Genomic DNA, 16,591 nt, shown 5'->3' on the forward strand with positions numbered 1-16,591 from the left:
CGGCACAGTTCCCAGCTCAGGGGCCGCCCGGTCGGACCACAAGCCGACGGGACCGAACGAGGGCGGGCCGACGGGACCGGACGCCGCCGGACGGCCCGTCAGCGGCCCAGGACCGCGCCGCCGTTGAGGCCGATGACCTGGCCGGTGAGGTAGCCCGCGGCCGGGGAGGCGATCCAGGCGACCGCCGAGGCGACGTCGGCGGGGGTGCCGGCCCGGCCCACCAGGGTGTCGGCGACCTTGGCCCGGTGGAAATCCTCGTTCCGGTCGGTGCCGAAGATCTCGGTGTCGGCGACGTAGCCGGGGGCGAGGACGTTCACCGTGATGCCGTCGGGGCCCAGTTGGCGGGCCAGGCCGAAGGCCCAGCCGTGCAGGGCGGCCTTGGCCGCGGCGTAGGCGCCCGCCGAGTGCGGGCCGGCGCCGCCGCGCTGCGCGGCGGCCGAGCTGATCATGACCAGGCGTCCGCCGGGGCGCCGCAGCTGCGGCAGGAGGGCGGTGGTGAGCAGGACGGCCGTCATCAGGTTGGTGTCGAGGTCGCGGCGCCAGGCGTCGGCGAGGGCCCGCAGGCCGGGGTCGGCGGGCGGGGTGATGATCGAGCCCGCGTTGTTGACCAGGACGTCCACCGGGCCGAGCCCGGCGATCGTGTCGGCGGCCCGGGCCACCTGGTCGGCGTCGGCCAGGTCGGCGGCCAGCGGCACCACCCGGGACGTGCCCAGTTCGGCGTCGATCTGTGCCGCGGCGCGTTGCAGGACGTCGGCGCGGCGGCCGAGCACCACCACCCGGTGGCCGTCGGCGGCCAGGGTGCGGGCGGTCTCCCGGCCGATCCCGGTCCCGCCGCCGGACACCACCGCGAGCCGTTCCCCCATGGTTCCCCCTCGTATTCCGATCCGTGTCCCGATGATCTTCGTGGGCATCGTACGGCCCAGGCGGCCTGGGCGGCCCGGGCGGCCCCAGGATGTTTGCGGCGCACACATCCCTCGCCTAATGTGGACACCGCATACATTCTCAGCCGAGGAAGAAGGCGGTCCGATGACCGGCGAGCTGTTCACGCCCCTGCCCCTGGCGTCCGGGGCCGTCCTGCCCAACCGGATCGCGAAGGCCGCGATGGAGGAGAACCTGGCCGGCCCCGGCCAGCTGCCCGACGGGCGGCTGGTCGAGCTGTACCGGCGCTGGGCGGCGGGCGGCACGGGACTGCTGATCACCGGCAACGTGATGGTGCACGCCGAGGCGCTGACCGGCCCGGCCGGCGTCGTGCTGGACGCGGCCGCGCCGACGGCGCCGTTCGCGGCCTGGGCGGCGGCCGCCAAGTCCGGCGGCGGGGCGGTCTGGATGCAGATCAACCACCCCGGCCGCCAGGTCGCCGCCGACATGCCCGGCGTCACCTGGGGACCGTCCGAGGTCGGCGTCGACCTGGGGCGGCACAGCGGCCGCTTCGGCCGCCCGAGCGCCATGACGGCCGATCAGATCGCCGACACCGTACGGCGCTTCGCCGTCACGGCCGCCCGCGCCGAGCAGGCCGGGTTCGACGGGGTGGAGATCCACGCCGCGCACGGCTACCTGCTGTCGCAGTTCCTCTCCCCGCTGGTCAACCGGCGCACCGACGCCTGGGGCGGGCCGCTGGAGAACCGGGCCCGGATGCTGCTGGACACCGTCCGGGCGGTCCGGGCGGCCGTCGCGCCGTCCTTCACCGTCGCCGTGAAGCTCAACTCGGCGGACTTCCAGCGCGGCGGCTTCGACGCCGAGGACGCCCGCCGGGTGATCGGGTGGCTGGCCCCGCTCGGCGTCGACCTGGTCGAGCTGTCCGGTGGCAGCTACGAGAGCCCGGCGATGACCGGCCGCGCCACCGACGGCCGCACCCGGGCCCGGGAGGCGTACTTCCTGGAACTGGCCCGGGAGCTGGTCGCCACCAGTCCGCTGCCGCTGATGCTCACCGGCGGCGTCACCCGCCGGGCCACCGCCGAGCAGGTGCTGGCCGAGGGGGTCGCGCTGGTCGGCCTGGGCACCGCGCTCGCCGTCACCCCCGACCTGCCCGCGCGCTGGCGGCGCGGCGACGAGGCGGAGCGCCGGCTGCGGCCGGTCGAGTGGCGGGACAAGCCGCTGGCCTCCGCCGCGAGCATGGCGCAGGTCCGCCACCAGCTGCGCCGGCTGGCCGGGGGCGGCGCGCCCCGCCCGGGCGTCCACCCGGCCGTCGCGCTGCTCGCCGAGCAGCTCCGGCAGCGCCGGGCGCTGCGCCGCTACCGCGGCTGGCTCGCCGCCCGCGCCTCCTGAGCGGCCGCACCCGCCCCGTCGGCCGTGGCAGGATGCCGTGGCACGTCGAACGAGGGCGCCGAGGAGGGGACGGGGATGGCGGAGTCGGACGTGGTCAGGTTCGCGGACCGGGAGCGGAGCGTCACGGTCGAGCTGGACCGGGCGGGGAAGGGCGGCCGACACGAGGGCGAACTCGTGATCGACACCGGCTTCGTCCGGGCCCGCCTGCCGGTCCACTTCACCGACGCCGACCTCGCGGACCTGGCCGCCTGGCTCGACCGGCGCGCCGCCGCCGAGGAGGACGGCACCCCGCCGGACGGCCGGGCCGCCGACTGGCCGGAGGCGGGCCGCAGCGCCTACCTCCGGCTGCACGGCGCCGACCCGTTCGTGGTGGAGGTCCGCGACCCGGTGCAGAGCGGGGTCACGGTGACCGTCCCGCTGAACCCGCGCGACGGCTGGGCCGCGCGCGCCGCCGCCCGTCTGGAGCGCCTGCGCGCCACCCTGCCCGGGGCCCGCTGAGCGGGCCCGCACGCTCGCCCAGCCCGCAGGCCCGGCCCCGCACAGGTCCCGGCCTCGCAGACTCCGGCCCCGCAGGGCTCTAGGCGATCACGCCCGCGGCGCGCAGCAGCCAGCGGTTGGTGCGGCCGACCAGCCCCGCCTTGTCCAGGACCGAGACCACCTTCTGGGCCATCTCGATCTTGGTGGAGCGCCAGTGCGGGTTGGCCCGGGCGACGGCCTTGCCGACCTTCGGGTCGACGCCGACCGCGCCGTAGAGGCGGGGGTGGATCAGCGCGGTGGTGGCGTAGTAGACGATCAGTCCGATGAACAGCTGCTCGTACCGGCGGCGGACCGGGCCGAGGTGCTTGCGGACCAGTTCCTCGCGGGCGTAGCTGATGTGCCGGGCCTCCTCGATCACGTGGATGCGGGAGACCTGCCGGGTGAGCGGCTGGAGGGTCTCGTCGTTCATCACCTCGCGCTGGAAGGCGTCCAGGATCTCCTCGACGTACATGGTGCCGCCGAACGTCTGGCTGTGCGTGGAGATCGCCTTGAACAGCCGGCCGAGGTTGTGCGCGACGAATCCGGCGCCGTACGCGGGCACGCCCATCCTGGCGATCATCCGGGCGAACATGATCGAGTGCCGGCACTCGTCGGCGATCTCGGTCAGCGCGTACTGCACGTGGTTGCTGGTGGGGTCCCGGTCGAAGGCGTGCCGCAGCAGCATCTGCATCAGGATCTCCTCGAACCAGATGCCGACGCTGGCGATCGAGGCGACCTCGTGCTTGGAGAGTTCGATCCGCTCGGCCTCGGTCATCCGGTCCCACAGCTCGGTGCCGTAGAGGGACAGGTGCCGGGGCGGGCAGTAGTACGCGCCGGGGACGGGGTCGGCGTCCCAGTCGACGTCCTTGAGCGGGTTGAACGAGAGCTTCGCGGAGGAGGCGAGCAGGCGTTCGGCGGTGCGCTCCCGATCGGGCGCGGTGCGCTCGCGGTCGGGCGCGGCGGGGGTGGCGGGCTGGGGCGACATGCCGGCTCTCCTTCGCTGTGGGGGCGGCGGTCCGAGGGTGGAGTGGTGGCACTGCCGCGAAGGTAGAAGTTATTAGACTGTCCGTCAATACACCGCGCACAACCCCGCCCCGCCCGAGCGCCCCGGCGGGCCGCCGGCGGGCCGCCGATGGCCCGCCGGCGGGCCGTCGGCGGGACGTCAGTGGGACGTCAGTGGGCCGGGTCCGCCGGATTCGTCGGGGGCGGCCAGGCGCCGAGGTCGCGGGGGCTGGCGAAGCGCAGTCGTTCGCCGGTCAGCGGGTCGGTGAACTCCAGGGAGCGGGCCAGGAGTTGGAGGGGGTGGCGGTAGTCCTCGACGTCCGGTTCGGGGAGCACCGCGGGGTAGAGCGGGTCGCCGAGGATCGGCAGGCCCAGCGCGTTCATGTGCACCCGCAGCTGGTGGGTGCGCCCGGTGCGCGGGCGCAGCCGGTAGCGGCCGAGCCCGCCGCGGGCCTCGACCAGCTCGATCCGGCTCTCCGCGTTCGGCTCCCCCGGCACCTCGTGGGCGTCCATCCGGCCGTGCTCCTTGACGATCCGGCTGCGCACCGTGACCGGCAGCTCGACGGCCGGGTCGAACCGGGCGACGGCCTCGTACTCCTTGACGGGTTCGCGCCGCTCGAACAGGCCCTGGTAGGCGCCGCGCAGCGCCGGTTCGACGACGAACAGCACCACGCCGGCGGTGAGCCGGTCCAGCCGGTGCGCGGGGCTGAGCCGGGGCAGGCCGAGGTCGCGGCGGAGCCGGGCCAGCGCGGTCTCGACGGCGTGGCTGCCGCGCGGGGTGGTGGCCAGGAAGTGCGGCTTGTCGGCGACCACGATCCGCTCGTCGCAGTGCAGCACCTCGATCGGGAACGGGACGACGGGCTCGGGCGGCCCGGGGTCGCGGTGGAACCACAGGTGGCCGCCGGGCCGGTAGGGCGTGTCGGCGGTGACCGGGCCGTCGGGCGCGGCGAAGGCGCCCTCGGCGAGCATCTCGTTCACCCGTCCGGGCCCGGCGGCCGCGCCGTAGCGCTCCTCCAGGTAGGCCCGGACGGTTTCCCAGGGCCCGTCGAGGGGCAGCCGTACGTGCACGGGGTCGATCCCGTCGCGCTGCGGCAGCGGACCGACCGGCGCGGGTTTCCTACGTGCCACGGGGTGCCGCCTGCGGGCCGGTGCGGAGGGTGTCCATCCGGGCACCCTAACGGCCGGTCACCCGTCTGGGCGTCCGCCGTCACCCGTGCGAGGATGGCAGGGCTGTACCCGCCCCCGGAACGGCAGGTGGCCAGATGGACACCGACAAGCAGGGCTTGACCTCCCGGACTTCCCGGACCTCCCGGACCCGCACCGCTCCCCCGCTCACGGCGGTGCGGGCGGCGGTCCCGGACGGGCTGCTCTCGATCCCGGTGGCGACCGCGCTGGTCGCCGCGGACGGGCGGATCCTGCACTGGAGTCCGGACGCGGAGGCCCTGCTCGGCCACCCGGTGGCGGGCACGGTGGGGGCCAGGGCGGCGGACATCCTGGTCGGTCCGGAGCGCCGGCCGGCGGTGCTGGAGCTGTTCTCCCGGATCCTGTCGGGGCACCCGTGGTCGGGCGTGTTCCCGGTCCGGCACCGGGACGGGCACCTGGTGCCGCTGGAGTTCCGGACGTACCCGGTGCTGGGGCAGGACGGCCTGCCGATGGTGCTGGCGGTGGCCTCGGACGTCGGCGAGGTGCGGCGGCTGGCCGCGGACCTGGCGCTGCTGGACGGGTTCTTCACCCAGTCGCCGGTCGGCATGGGCGTGTTCGACACCGACCTGCGGTTCGTCCGGCTGAACGGGGCGATGGCGCGGATCAACGGGCTGCCGGTGGAGCAGCACCTCGGGCGGCGGCTGTCGGAGGTGCTGCCGGGGATCGACAGCCGGACGGCCGAGGCGGCGATGCGGCGGATCCTGGCGGACGGGCGGCCGATGGTGGACGTCCGCGCGCACGGCCGGACGGCGGCCGACCCGGAGCGCGAGCACGCCTGGTCGGTGTCGAGCTTCCGGCTGGAGCAGCCGGACGGCACGGTGCTGGGGGTGAGCACCACGATCGTGGACATCACCGACCGCTTCGAGGCGGAGACCGCCGCCGCGGCGGCCCGGCAGCGGCTGGCGCTGCTGAACGAGGCGTCGACCCGGATCGGCACCACGCTGGACCTGGCGACCACCGCCCGGGAGCTGGCCGAGACGGCCGCGCCGCGGCTGGCGGACACCGTGGTGGTCGAGGTGCTGGACGGCCTGGTGCGGGGCGATCAGCCCGGGCGGCCGGACCGGGCGGACCGCTCCGCGGTGCTGCGCCGGCTGGCCTTCCACACCGTGCCGGGCAGCGGGATGACGCCGATCGCGCCGGTCGGCACGGTGCAGCGGCTGCACCCGAGCACCCCGTACGCGTGGGCGCTGGCACACGGCCGGCCGGTGCTGGTGCCGCGCACCGACGACCCGGGGATGAGCTGGTTCGCCGACGACCCGCTGCGCGGCGGGGCGATCCGCACCCAGGGGGTGCGGTCGCTGATGGTGGTGCCGCTGATCGCCCGGGGCGCGGCGATCGGCACGGCGACGTTCTTCCGCTCCCGGACCGAGGCGCCCTACGACGGGGCGGACCTGGCGCTGGCCACCGAGCTGGCGGCCCGGGCGGCGGTGTCGATCGACAACGCGCTGCTGTACACCCGGGAGCGGGACGCCGCGGAGCAGCGGCAGCGGGCGCTGGAGGCGGCGGAGGCGGCCCAGCAGCGGCTGGCGCTGCTGAACGAGGCGTCGACCCGGATCGGCACCACGCTGGACCTGACGCTGACGGCGCGGGAGCTGGTGGAGGTGGTGATCCCCCGGTTCGCGGACTTCGTGACGGTCGACATCCGGGAGGCGGTGCTGTCGGGCGAGGACCCGGAGCCGGTGCCGGAGTCCGGGTCGGTGCTGCTGCGGGCGGTCGCGGTGGGCGAGCGGGACGGCGGCGACCAGTTGGCGGGGGCGGCGGACGAGGTGGGGGCGGCGACCCGGTCGGCGAAGCTGTACGCGCAGGCGATGCGGACGGGGCGGTCGATCCTGGTGCCGCACGTGGACGAGGCGGCGCTGAGCCGGATCGTGGCGACCCCGGACCGGGTCGCGCCGAGCCTGGAGGCGGGCGTGCACTCGTACCTGATGGTGCCGCTGCTGGCGCGCGGTCAGGTGCTGGGCGGGGTGGAGTTCGTCCGGGTGGCGAACCCGGAGCCGTTCACGGCGGCGGACCTGGCGCTGGGCGAGGAGCTGGCGGCGCGGGCGGCGGTCTGCATCGACAACGCCCGGCTGTACCGGCGGGAGCGGGAGACGGCGCTGACCCTGCAGCGCAGCCTGCTGCCGCAGGACGTGCACGGCACGCCCGGGCTGGAGATCGCGCACCGGTACCTGCCGTCCAGCGTGGGCGACGAGGTGGGCGGCGACTGGTTCGACGTGGTGCCGCTGACCGGCGGCCGGGTGGCGCTGATCGTCGGCGACGTGATGGGGCACGGCATCCGGGCGGCGGCGACGATGGGGCAGCTGCGGACGGTGGCGCGGACGCTGGTGACGCTGGACCTGGACCCGGCGCGGGTGCTGCGGCGGCTGGACGAGGCGACGGCGCAGCTCGGCGAGGGCCAGTTCGCGACCTGCGTGTGCGCGGTGTTCGACCCGGTGGACGAGGAGTGCATCCTGGCGTCGGCCGGCCACCTGCCGCCGGTGGTGTCGGAGCGGGACGGGGAGGCGCGGTTGGTGGAGCCGCCGCCGGGGGCGCCGCTGGGCGTCGGCGGGGTGCCGTTCGAGTCGGTGCGCTTCCCGCTGCGCGCGGACGGGCTGCTGGTGCTGTACACGGACGGGCTGGTGGAGCGGCGCGGCCAGGACCTGGACGAGGGGCTGGAGCTGCTGCGGGAGACGGTGACGCACCGCCAGGAGTCGCTGGAGCGCGGCTGCGACGCGGTGCTGGAGGCGCTGGGGGCGAAGCTCGGGCAGGACGACGTCGCGGTGATCATGGCGCACGCGGGGCCGGTCGGCACGGACCGGCTGGCGACGCTGCCGCTGTCGGGCGATCCGGCGCTGCTGCGGCACGCCCGGGACTTCACCCGGCGGACGCTGACGGACTGGGGACTGGATTCGCTGGTCGAGCCGGTGGTGCTGCTGACCGGCGAGATCCTGGCGAACGCGCTGCTGCACGCCGGGTCGCCGCTGCAGCTGCGGGTGTTCCGGGGGGCGCTGCTGACGGTGGAGGTGTCGGACGCGGACAGCCGGGAGCCGCGGCTGCGGCCGGCCGGGGCGCAGGACGAGGGCGGGCGCGGGATGCTGCTGGTCAACGAGCTGGCGCACCGCTGGGGCAGCCGGGCGACCCGGGACGGCAAGGTGGTCTGGTTCGAGATGGAGCTGCCGGCCCGCTCCGCGCACTGACGGACCGTCAGCTGGCATCACCGGACCGTCAACGGGCGTCAACGGGCCGGTCGGCGGGTGTACGGCATCCGGCGGTACCGTGCTCACCCGTCGCGGCGGTGCCGTTGCCCCGGCCGGGTGACGGGGCGTGGCGCGGCGCGCGGCGCGGGCCCGCGCTCCCCGATGATCGGTCGCGTCCAGCACCAACCATGGAGGACTCGATGCGTTCCAGCATTGCCAAGCTCACCACCGCCACCTTCCTCACCGGGCTCGCCCTGTTCGGCGCGGCGGGCACGGCGTCCGCGCACTCGCACTGCCACCCGCACGGGGCGCTGGCGGTCGGCGGCGACGCGACCGCGCACGGCGGCAGCGCGGGTGCGATCGGCGGCGACGCCTGGGCCGAGCGCGGCAACGCGCTGGCGGTCGGCGGCAACGCGGGCGCGATGGACGGCAGCGCCGGTGCGGTCGGCGGCGATGCCTGGGCCGAGAACGGCTTCGCGGGCGCGGTCGGCGGCGACGCCGAGGCGCTGTGCGGCGGCGCGGCGCTGGCGGTCGGCGGCGACGCGCTGGCCGAGGGCGGCGACGCCCTCGCGGTGGGCGGGGACGCGTCCTCGTCGATGTGACGCCCCGTCGGCCGGGCGGTGTCCCTCGCGGACCCGCCCGGCCGTCGTGTTCCCGGGGCCGCGGGGGTGCCGGGCCCTCCGGGTTCCCGGGGTCTACAGGGGGGTGACGTAGGCGCCGGAGATGCCGCCGTCGACCAGGAAGGTATTGGCGGTCATGAAGGAGGAGTCGTCGCTGGCCAGGAAGGCGACCGCGGCGGCGATCTCCTCGGGTTCGGCGAACCGGCCGAGCGGGATGTGCACCAGGCGGCGGGCGGCCCGCTCCGGGTCCTTGGCGAACAGTTCCTGCAGCAGCGGGGTGTTGACCGGGCCGGGGCACAGCGCGTTGACCCGGATGCCTTCGCGGGCGAACTCCACGCCGAGTTCGCGGCTCATCGCCAGCACGCCGCCCTTGGAGGCGCTGTAGGAGATCTGCGAGGTGGCGGCGCCCATCACCGCGACGAAGGACGCGGTGTTGATGATCGAGCCCTTGCCCTGCCGCCGCATGTGGCCGATGGCGTACTTGCAGCACAGGTACACCGAGGTGAGGTTGACCTCCTGGACCCGCTTCCACGCGTCCAGGCCGGTGACCAGGATCGAGTCGTCGTCGGGCGGCGAGATGCCGGCGTTGTTGAACGCCACGTCGAGGCTGCCGTAGTGCTCGACGGCGGTGTCGAACAGGGTGCGGACCTGCTCCTCGTCGGTGACGTCGGTGCGCACGAACAGGCCGCCGACCTCGTTGGCGGCCTTGGCGCCGCTCTCGTCGTCGATGTCGGCGCACACCACCTTGGCCCCCTCGGCCGCGAAGCGGCGCACCGTGGCCAGGCCGATGCCGCTGCCGGCGCCGGTGACGACCGCCACCCGGCCGTCGAGTCGCTTGCTCATGTCGCTCATTCCTCCGTGGCGATGAAGACGTTCTTGGTCTCGGTGAAGGCGTGCAGGGCGTCCGGTCCGAGTTCGCGGCCCAGGCCGGACTGCTTGAAGCCGCCGAACGGCGTCCAGTAGCGGACCGAGGAGTGCGAGTTGACGGACAGGTTGCCCGCCTCGACGGCCCGGGCGACGCGCAGCGCGCGGCCGACGTCGCGGGTCCAGATCGACCCGGACAGGCCGTACTCGGTGGCGTTGGCGATCCGGACCGCGTCGCTCTCGCCGCGGAAGGGGACGACGGTGACGACCGGGCCGAACACCTCCTCGGTGAACGCCCGGTGGTCGGGGGCGATCGGGGCGAGCACCGTCGGCGGGTACCAGAACCCGGGCCCGTCGGGGACGCTGCCGCGGAACGCCACCTCGGTGTCGCCGTCCACGTAGGAGGCGACCCGGGCCCGGTGCGCGGCCGAGATCAGCGGGCCCATCTCGGTCTTCTCGTCGCGCGGGTCGCCGACCCGGACCGCCCTGACCGCGACCTCCAGCCGCTGCAGGAACTCCTCGTGGACGCTCGCCTCGACCAGGATCCGGGAGCGGGCGCAGCAGTCCTGCCCGGCGTTGTCGAACACCGCGTACGGGGCGGTGGCGGCGGCCTTCTCCAGGTCGGCGTCGGCGAACACGATGTTGGCGCTCTTGCCGCCGAGTTCGAGCGTGACCGGCTTCACCTGCGCCGCGCACCCGGCCATGATCGACTTTCCGACGGCGGTGGAGCCGGTGAACACCACCTTGCGCACGTCGGGGTGGGTGACGAAGCGCTGCCCGACGACCGGGCCGCGGCCGGGCAGGACCTGCAGCACGCCCTCGGGGAGGCCCGCGCGCAGGGCGAGTTCGGCGAGGCGCAGCGCGGTGAGGGGGGTGAGTTCGGCGGGCTTGACGATGACGGTGTTGCCGGCGGCGAGGGCCGGAGCGAGCGCCCAGGCGGCGATCGGCATCGGGAAGTTCCACGGGACGATCACGCCGACCACGCCGAGCGGCTCGTGGAAGGTCACGTCGAGGCCGCCCGCGACCGGGATCTGCCGGCCGAACAGCCGCTCGGGCGCGCCGGCGTAGTACTCGATGACGTCGCGGGCGTTGCCGGCCTCCCAGCGGGCGTTGCCGATGGTGTGCCCGGCGTTGGCGACCTCCAGGGCGGCCAACTGCTCGCGTTCGGCGTCCACTTCGGCGGCGAAGCGGCGCAGCAGCCGGGCCCGGTCGCCGGGCGCCACCTTCCGCCAGCTCTCGAACGCGGCTCCGGCCCGGGCGATCGCCGCGTCGGTGGCGGCCAGGTCGGCCATGTCGACGGTGGCGATCACCTCCTCGGTGGCGGGGTCGACCACCTGGTAGGGGTCGGGTTCCTGGGGCACCTGCTCCTCCTCGTTCTCGGGTCCGCGTCCTGCTGGTCTCACAGCCGTTCGAAGCCGCGGCGGCGCTCCCAGTCGGTCACCGCGGCGTCGTAGGCGGCGAGTTCGACCCGTCCGGCGTGGGCGTAGTGCCGGACGACGTCCTTGCCGAAGGCCACCGTGGCGGCCTCGCTGCGGTCGAACCGGTCGACGGCCTCGCGGAGCGCGGCGGGCACCCGGGGCGCGTCGGAGGCGTATGCGTTGCCGGTGAACTCGTCCTCCAGCGGCAGCTGGTGCTCCACGCCGTGCAGTCCGGCGGCGATCAGCGCGGCCACCGCCAGGTACGGGTTGACGTCGCCGCCGGGCACCCGGTTCTCGAACCGCAGCGCCGGGCCGTGGCCGACCACCCGCAGCGCGCAGGTGCGGTTGTCGCGGCCCCAGGCGATCGCGGTGGGGGCGAAGCTGCCCGGCACGTAGCGCTTGTAGGAGTTGACGGTCGGGGCGAGCAGCAGCGCGAACTGGTCGAGGCAGGCGAGCTGCCCGGCGAGGAAGTGCTCCATCGTCCGGGAGAAGCCGTGCGCGCCCTCGCCGGGGAACACCGGGCGGTCCTGCTCGTCGCGCAGGCTCAGGTGCACGTGGCAGGAGTTGCCCTCGCGCTGGTCGTACTTGGCCATGAAGGTGAGGCTGACGCCCTCCTGCGCGGCGATCTCCTTCGCGCCGGTCTTGTAGACGGCGTGGTCGTCGCAGGTGGTCAGGGCGTCGGCGTAGCGGAACGCGATCTCGTGCTGGCCGAGGTTGCACTCGCCCTTCGCGGACTCCACCGTCAGCCCGGCGCCCGCCATCCCGGTGCGCAGGCGGCGCAGCAGCGGCTCGATCCGGGCGGTGCCGAGGATCGAGTAGTCCACGTTGTACTGGTTGACGGGCGTCAGCTCCTGGTAGTGCTTCTCCCAGGCCCGCTCGTAGCTGTCCCGGAACACCATGAACTCCAGCTCGGTGCCCACGTACGCGCGCCAGCCGTAGCCGGCCAGCCGTTCCAGTTGGCGGCGCAGCACCTGGCGGGGCGAGACCGCGACCGGGGTGCCGTCGTGGTGCGCGAGGTCGCACTGCACCATCGCGGTGGCCGGGTGCCAGGGCACCATCCGCAGGGTCGACAGGTCCGGGGCGAAGACCAGGTCGCCGTAGCCGCTCTCCCAGGAGGAGACGGCGTACCCGTCGACGGTGTTCATCTCCACGTCCACCGCCAGCAGGTAGCCGCAGCCCTCGGCGCCGCCGGTCAGCACCTCGTGCAGGAAGTGCTCGGCGGCCAGCCGCTTGCCCTGGAGTCTGCCCTGCATGTCGGTGACGGCGAGGACCACGGTCTCCACCGCGCCCTCGGCCACCAGCTCCCGCAGCCGTTCCACCGTGAGCCGCGCCTCGCCCATCCGACCTCCACCGTCCGAGCCGACCGTCACAGCGACGATGATCCCGCCCCGGCCCCGCGCGCACCAGTGGCCGCGCGGGCGTCATCGATTTCCGACGATTCGTCAGAAGATTTTTTCCGCACGCGAGTTGAGTGATCATCACCTCTTCCTCCCGCGGTTCCGAGCGGGTCCGGGGAGGGGTGGCGGGCGGGGTGGGGAAGGGCGACGGGTGGGCCGGGGAAGGGTGGCGGGCGGGGCTGGGCGGCGAAAATCCCTTGCCCTCCCCGGCCGGAGCTGTTTCGGTGGCGCGTGCCCGACCGCCGCACACACTCCGGAGTCCGCCCACCGTGACCTTCCGTCTGACCGCCCTCACCGACCCCGCCACCGGCGCCCACACGCACCGCCTCGCCTGGCTGGCCTCCGCTCCCGGGGGGACGCCGCTCGGCAGCGCCTTCCTCCGGCTGTTCCACTCGGCCGAGCAGTCCCATCTCGCCGAGCTCTCCCTGGACGTCCACCCGGCGGAGCGCCGCCGCGGGGTCGGCACGGCCCTGCTCGCCGCCGCGCGCGACGCGGCCCGCGCGGACGGCCGCCGCGTCCTGCTGGCCCCGGCCGCCGAGGGCTCCCCCGGCGACGCCTTCCTGACCGCCCACGGCTTCACCCGCGCGCTCGTCCTGGAGTTCACCCGCCTCGACCTGGCCGGTGCCCCGCTCCCCGACGCGCCCCTCCATCCCGACTACCGGCTGATCTCCTGGACCGGCAGCTGCCCGGGCGAGCGGCTGGCCGACTTCACGCACGCCCGCACCGCGATGGACGACACCCCCATGGGCGACACCGGCTTCGGCCTGATGGTCTGGGACGAGGAGCGGGTGCTGGCCGCCGCGAAGGCGGTCGCCGACCGGGGCGAACTCCTGTTCACCGTCGCCGCGGTGGAGACCGCGACCGACCGGATCGTCGGCTTCACCGAACTCGTCCTGCCCGCCGACCGCACCGGCGACGCCCAGCACTACGGCACCGGCGTCCTCCCCGCCCACCGCCACCGCGGCCTCGCCCGCGCCGTCAAGGCCGAGACCATCCGCCGGACCCGCGCCGAGCACCCCCGCATCACCGGCCTGCTCGCCGACACCGCCGACCACAACACCGCGATGATCGCCACCAACCACGCCCTCGGCTACCGCCCCACCCACCGCTCCGTCGAATTCCGCCTCGACCTCTGACACCCCTGCGCCCGAGGGGGTCCTCCTGCCGGCGCTCGGCCCGGCAACTCTCTTGCCACAAGCCGTCTTTGGGCGAGCCGCGCGACCGGCCCGACCGTCGGCTCCCGCCGAGCGGTGCACGGGGGCCGACTCCCCCGTCCCGGGACGGTCACCAGGCCAGCGGGCCCGTCGCGTCGAAGTAGCCACCGGTCGGGCCGTCCGGTCCGATCTGCGCCATCCGGACGATCGCCTCGGCGCCCTGCTCGACCGTCTGCGCGCCCTCGTGCCCGTTCAGGTCGGTCGCGGTGTAGCCGGGCTCCACCGCGTTGATCCGCATCCCCGGGAACGCCTTGGCGAACTGGACGGTGAGCATGTTGACCGCGGTCTTGGAGGTCGGGTAGGCCGCCCCCGGGTAGCCCTTGCCGGCCGCGCTCAGCGAGGCCAGGCCGCTGCTGACGTTGACCACCACCGGGGCGGCGGAGCGCTCCAGCAGCGGCAGGAAGGCGTGCGTCACCCGGACCAGGCCGAAGACGTTGGTCTCGAACACCTCGCGCAGGACGTCGGCGGTCAGCTCGGCGGCGCCGATGACGGCGCCCTCCGGCGAACGCACCTCGATCCCGGCGTTGTTGACCAGGACGTCGAGGCCGCCGTAGGCCTCGACCGCGGCCACCGCGGCGGCCACCGACGCGTCGTCGGTGACGTCGAGCTGCACGAACCGGGCGCCGAGCTCGGCGGCGGCCTTCTCGCCCCGCTCGGCGCTGCGCGCCCCCACGTAGACGGTGTGGCCCTCGGCGATCAGGCGGCGGGCGGTCTCGCGGCCGAGGCCCTTGTTGGCCCCGGTGATCAGAATCGTCGTCATGGACCCAGCCTCTCTCCGGGGGGAGCCGGTCGGCCATCGGTTTTACCGGGGTGCCCCCTGCGCTCCCCCGCGGCGGCCCCGCGCCCCGGGAACCGGGCACCGGGAACCGGGAAGCCTCTTGGAACGCCCGGCAGTTCAGCCCGCCGGACCGGTCACCCCCTCTCCCGCCCGCTCCACCGACGGGACGGCGCCCGGCACCCGGGGCGCGGTCGCCCGCCCCTGCCCTCCCGCCGCCGCGCCACCCACCAGCAGGGTGCCGGCGGCGAAGGCCAGCAGGAGCGACGGGGCGACCGTGCCGGGGCGGGCCAGGCCCTCGGCCGCCCAGTGGGCCAGGGACCAGCAGGCGGCGGCGAGTCCGAGCAGCAGGGCGGCCGTTCGGACCACGCCCCGGACCGGGGCGTTCGGTCCGGCCCGGCGGCCGGCGCGCAGCAGCAACCGGTCGACGGGGCGCAGGGCGGCGAGCAGCGCCGCGAGGAGCAGGGCGAGCACCAGGCCCCAGGCCGGACGCCAGGCCCACCAGGCGGGGGAGCCGACCTCGGGCTCGGGGGCCAGGTCGGTGAGGTAGAAGGCGGCCCCGGCGGCCAGGACGGGCACCATGTGCCACAGGTAGAGCGACATGGCGGCCCGGCCGAGCGGTTCGACCGGCCGGGCGCCGCGCCCGGCGCGCAGCAGGCGTTCGGCGTACGGGGCGAGGAGCAGGCACAGGCCGCACTGGGCGAGCAGCCAGGACAGCATCGCGGCGGACGGCGGGTCCGTGTTGGAGATCTCCTCGCCGCTGACCAGTACCAGGCTGACCGGGAACGGTCCGAACCCGACCAGGGCGGCGTACCCGGCCGCGCCGCCGACCGCGAGGGCCGCGCCGAACCCGGGCCGGGCGGCTGCCCCGCCGTCCCGCCAGGCGAAGCCGAGCTGGTAGGCCACGGCCCACACCAGGAGGTAGTTCAGCAGGCCGGCCCGGTCCGCCCAGTCGGCGTCGGCGGCCAGGACGGCGAGGTCGAGGATGAGGGCGGCCGCGGCGAGGGCGGCGACGGAGCCGAGGCCCCAGCGGCGGTGCAGTGCGTACAGCCAGGGGGTGAGCGCGCTGATCGCCAGGTAGACCGGCAGGAACCAGAACTGCATGGCCAGGGCCCAGCCGATCATTCCCAGCAGCGCCGGGTCGGCGCCCAGCGCGGCGGCGACGGCCAGGCCGCCCAGGGCGGGCACCAGGTAGGCGGTGGTCGGCAGCAGCAGGCGGATCGCCCGGCCCCGTATCCAGCCCGCCGCCGTGCCGCCCCCGGCGAGGGTGCGGCTCCAGGAGCCGGCCGCGGCGTAGCCGCCGGCCAGGAAGAACAGCGGCATGATCTGGAAGCCCAGGGTCAGCCACTGCGTCCAGGGCACGGTGGCCATCAACTCCGGTGCCCGCAGCGTGCCGTCGGGCTCCCGCACCAGGGCGGTGATCAGCCAGTGCCCGAGCACCACCAGCACGATCGCCGCCGCCCGCAGCAGGTCCACGTACCCGTTGCGTGCCGTGGTGCCGTCCGTCCGTGTCCCTTCGTCCCCCATGCCGGTCATCATCGCCACTCCCGGCTCACGATCGCGCCGTCCGGCGCGTTGCGGTTCGGACACAACCCTCCCTCCGCTGCCGCCTGTTGGGCGTCCCGCTCCACCCGGACGGTGCCCGGCCCGCGTCGCTGCGACATCGACCCGTTGTCGGCCCGGTATCGCCCCGCCGCCCGGTGTTCACCTCCTTCCGTCGGCCGCCGTCCGCGCCGGTCGTCCCGGGTCGTGCGGAGGTCAAACCCTGGTCAAAGTGGCGTGACCGGGGCCGCGAAGGGCCTATCCTGATCTCGTCAAGACCAGACACCTCGTTCGGTGAGGCGTCTTCACGGACACAGGCCACTGATCCCACCCGTCGAGAGACGCTCCGGATCAGGACAGGTCTCCCCGGCCCAAGGGGTGACCCCAAGTGGCTTCCCCGCGGTGCGGGGACACGCCGTGGAGTGCCAAAGCTCTGACGAGTAGGGGTGCGCCGGGCCGTCGTGCGGCCCGGTCGCCTGCCGTGCGGCCACGGGTGGAGCCCGTGAGCCAGGACCGGGAGGAGGCGAGATGGACAGTAATAGTCCGGGGCACAGTCGGCCCCTTCTCGTGGCGTCCTCACCGATGCCCTTCGGTTCGTT

Annotated in this window: 13 protein-coding genes and 1 riboswitch; of the genes, 5 read left to right on the forward strand and 8 right to left on the reverse strand. The window is 75.0% G+C overall.

From position 1 onward, the window contains the following. Nucleotides 1-98: 98 nt before the first annotated feature. Entirely contained in the window at nt 99-863 is a 765-nt protein-coding gene (locus tag ACIQBJ_RS00335; protein ID WP_400700941.1) for an SDR family NAD(P)-dependent oxidoreductase, read from the reverse strand. Nucleotides 864-1,026: 163 nt separating this feature from the next. Here ACIQBJ_RS00335 and ACIQBJ_RS00340 point away from each other — a divergent pair, with 163 nt between their 5' ends. Both ACIQBJ_RS00340 and ACIQBJ_RS00345 read left to right on the forward strand, forming a co-directional pair. After that, entirely contained in the window at nt 1,027-2,265 is a 1,239-nt protein-coding gene (locus ACIQBJ_RS00340) for an NADH:flavin oxidoreductase/NADH oxidase family protein (protein ID WP_400700943.1), read from the forward strand. Nucleotides 2,266-2,340: 75 nt separating this feature from the next. Beyond that, nucleotides 2,341-2,763 (forward strand): DUF5959 family protein, encoded by a 423-nt coding sequence (locus tag ACIQBJ_RS00345; RefSeq protein ID WP_400700946.1) that lies wholly within the window; start codon nt 2,341-2,343, stop codon nt 2,761-2,763. 79 nt (nt 2,764-2,842) lie between these two features. Here ACIQBJ_RS00345 and ACIQBJ_RS00350 read toward each other — a convergent pair whose 3' ends face one another. Together ACIQBJ_RS00350 and ACIQBJ_RS00355 are read right to left on the reverse strand one after the other, a co-directional pair. After that, nucleotides 2,843-3,766, reverse strand: a complete 924-nt coding sequence (locus ACIQBJ_RS00350) for a diiron oxygenase (RefSeq protein WP_400700949.1) — start codon at nt 3,764-3,766, stop codon at nt 2,843-2,845. Between the two features lie 188 nt (nt 3,767-3,954). After that, nucleotides 3,955-4,911, reverse strand: coding sequence for a pseudouridine synthase (locus ACIQBJ_RS00355; protein WP_400700952.1), 957 nt, complete (start codon nt 4,909-4,911; stop codon nt 3,955-3,957). 134 nt (nt 4,912-5,045) lie between these two features. Here ACIQBJ_RS00355 and ACIQBJ_RS00360 point away from each other — a divergent pair, with 134 nt between their 5' ends. Continuing rightward, complete coding sequence (locus tag ACIQBJ_RS00360; RefSeq protein ID WP_400700955.1) at nt 5,046-8,162, forward strand: SpoIIE family protein phosphatase; 3,117 nt, start codon at nt 5,046-5,048, stop codon at nt 8,160-8,162. Between the two features lie 200 nt (nt 8,163-8,362). Further along, nucleotides 8,363-8,764, forward strand: coding sequence for a hypothetical protein (locus tag ACIQBJ_RS00365; RefSeq protein WP_400700958.1), 402 nt, complete (start codon nt 8,363-8,365; stop codon nt 8,762-8,764). A gap of 93 nt (nt 8,765-8,857) precedes the next feature. Here the strand turns inward: ACIQBJ_RS00365 and ACIQBJ_RS00370 are convergent, their stop codons facing one another. From ACIQBJ_RS00370 to ACIQBJ_RS00380, 3 genes are read right to left on the reverse strand one after another with little or no spacing between them, the layout of a single operon-like run. Next, entirely contained in the window at nt 8,858-9,634 is a 777-nt protein-coding gene (locus tag ACIQBJ_RS00370) for a 3-oxoacyl-ACP reductase (RefSeq protein ID WP_400700961.1), read from the reverse strand. Continuing rightward, nucleotides 9,631-11,007 (reverse strand): aldehyde dehydrogenase family protein, encoded by a 1,377-nt coding sequence (locus ACIQBJ_RS00375; protein WP_400700964.1) that lies wholly within the window; start codon nt 11,005-11,007, stop codon nt 9,631-9,633. Before ACIQBJ_RS00375 ends, ACIQBJ_RS00370 begins: the two co-directional genes overlap by 4 nt. 38 nt (nt 11,008-11,045) lie before the next feature. Continuing rightward, nucleotides 11,046-12,404 (reverse strand): glutamine synthetase family protein, encoded by a 1,359-nt coding sequence (locus tag ACIQBJ_RS00380; RefSeq protein ID WP_400700967.1) that lies wholly within the window; start codon nt 12,402-12,404, stop codon nt 11,046-11,048. A gap of 326 nt (nt 12,405-12,730) precedes the next feature. On the opposite strand from ACIQBJ_RS00380, the gene ACIQBJ_RS00385 reads away from it, so the two are divergent. Then, on the forward strand, nt 12,731-13,597 hold the full coding sequence (locus ACIQBJ_RS00385) for a GNAT family N-acetyltransferase (protein ID WP_400700970.1): 867 nt from the start codon (nt 12,731-12,733) through the stop codon (nt 13,595-13,597). 148 nt (nt 13,598-13,745) lie between these two features. Here ACIQBJ_RS00385 and ACIQBJ_RS00390 read toward each other — a convergent pair whose 3' ends face one another. Next, nucleotides 13,746-14,435, reverse strand: a complete 690-nt coding sequence (locus tag ACIQBJ_RS00390) for an SDR family NAD(P)-dependent oxidoreductase (RefSeq protein ID WP_400700973.1) — start codon at nt 14,433-14,435, stop codon at nt 13,746-13,748. A gap of 135 nt (nt 14,436-14,570) precedes the next feature. Then, complete coding sequence (locus tag ACIQBJ_RS00395) at nt 14,571-15,977, reverse strand: acyltransferase (RefSeq protein ID WP_400700976.1); 1,407 nt, start codon at nt 15,975-15,977, stop codon at nt 14,571-14,573. A 294-nt stretch (nt 15,978-16,271) separates the two neighbouring features. Then, a riboswitch (M-box (ykoK) riboswitch) is annotated at nt 16,272-16,445 on the forward strand. Nucleotides 16,446-16,591 lie beyond the last annotated feature (146 nt).

This window comes from Kitasatospora sp. NPDC088391 (genome assembly GCF_044753345.1).
GTDB lineage: Bacteria > Actinomycetota > Actinomycetes > Streptomycetales > Streptomycetaceae > Kitasatospora.

Bases quoted from the DNA above. Each gene is read 5' to 3' on its own strand.
- ACIQBJ_RS00335 (WP_400700941.1), bottom strand. From the start codon at position 863: ATGGGGGAACGGCTCGCGGTGGTGTCCGGCGGCGGGACCGGGATCGGC.
- ACIQBJ_RS00340 (WP_400700943.1), top strand. From the start codon at position 1,027: ATGACCGGCGAGCTGTTCACGCCCCTGCCCCTGGCGTCCGGGGCCGTC.
- ACIQBJ_RS00345 (WP_400700946.1), top strand. From the start codon at position 2,341: ATGGCGGAGTCGGACGTGGTCAGGTTCGCGGACCGGGAGCGGAGCGTC.
- ACIQBJ_RS00350 (WP_400700949.1), bottom strand. From the start codon at position 3,766: ATGTCGCCCCAGCCCGCCACCCCCGCCGCGCCCGACCGCGAGCGCACC.
- ACIQBJ_RS00360 (WP_400700955.1), top strand. From the start codon at position 5,046: ATGGACACCGACAAGCAGGGCTTGACCTCCCGGACTTCCCGGACCTCC.
- ACIQBJ_RS00365 (WP_400700958.1), top strand. From the start codon at position 8,363: ATGCGTTCCAGCATTGCCAAGCTCACCACCGCCACCTTCCTCACCGGG.
- ACIQBJ_RS00370 (WP_400700961.1), bottom strand. From the start codon at position 9,634: ATGAGCGACATGAGCAAGCGACTCGACGGCCGGGTGGCGGTCGTCACC.
- ACIQBJ_RS00380 (WP_400700967.1), bottom strand. From the start codon at position 12,404: ATGGGCGAGGCGCGGCTCACGGTGGAACGGCTGCGGGAGCTGGTGGCC.
- ACIQBJ_RS00390 (WP_400700973.1), bottom strand. From the start codon at position 14,435: ATGACGACGATTCTGATCACCGGGGCCAACAAGGGCCTCGGCCGCGAG.
- ACIQBJ_RS00395 (WP_400700976.1), bottom strand. From the start codon at position 15,977: ATGGGGGACGAAGGGACACGGACGGACGGCACCACGGCACGCAACGGG.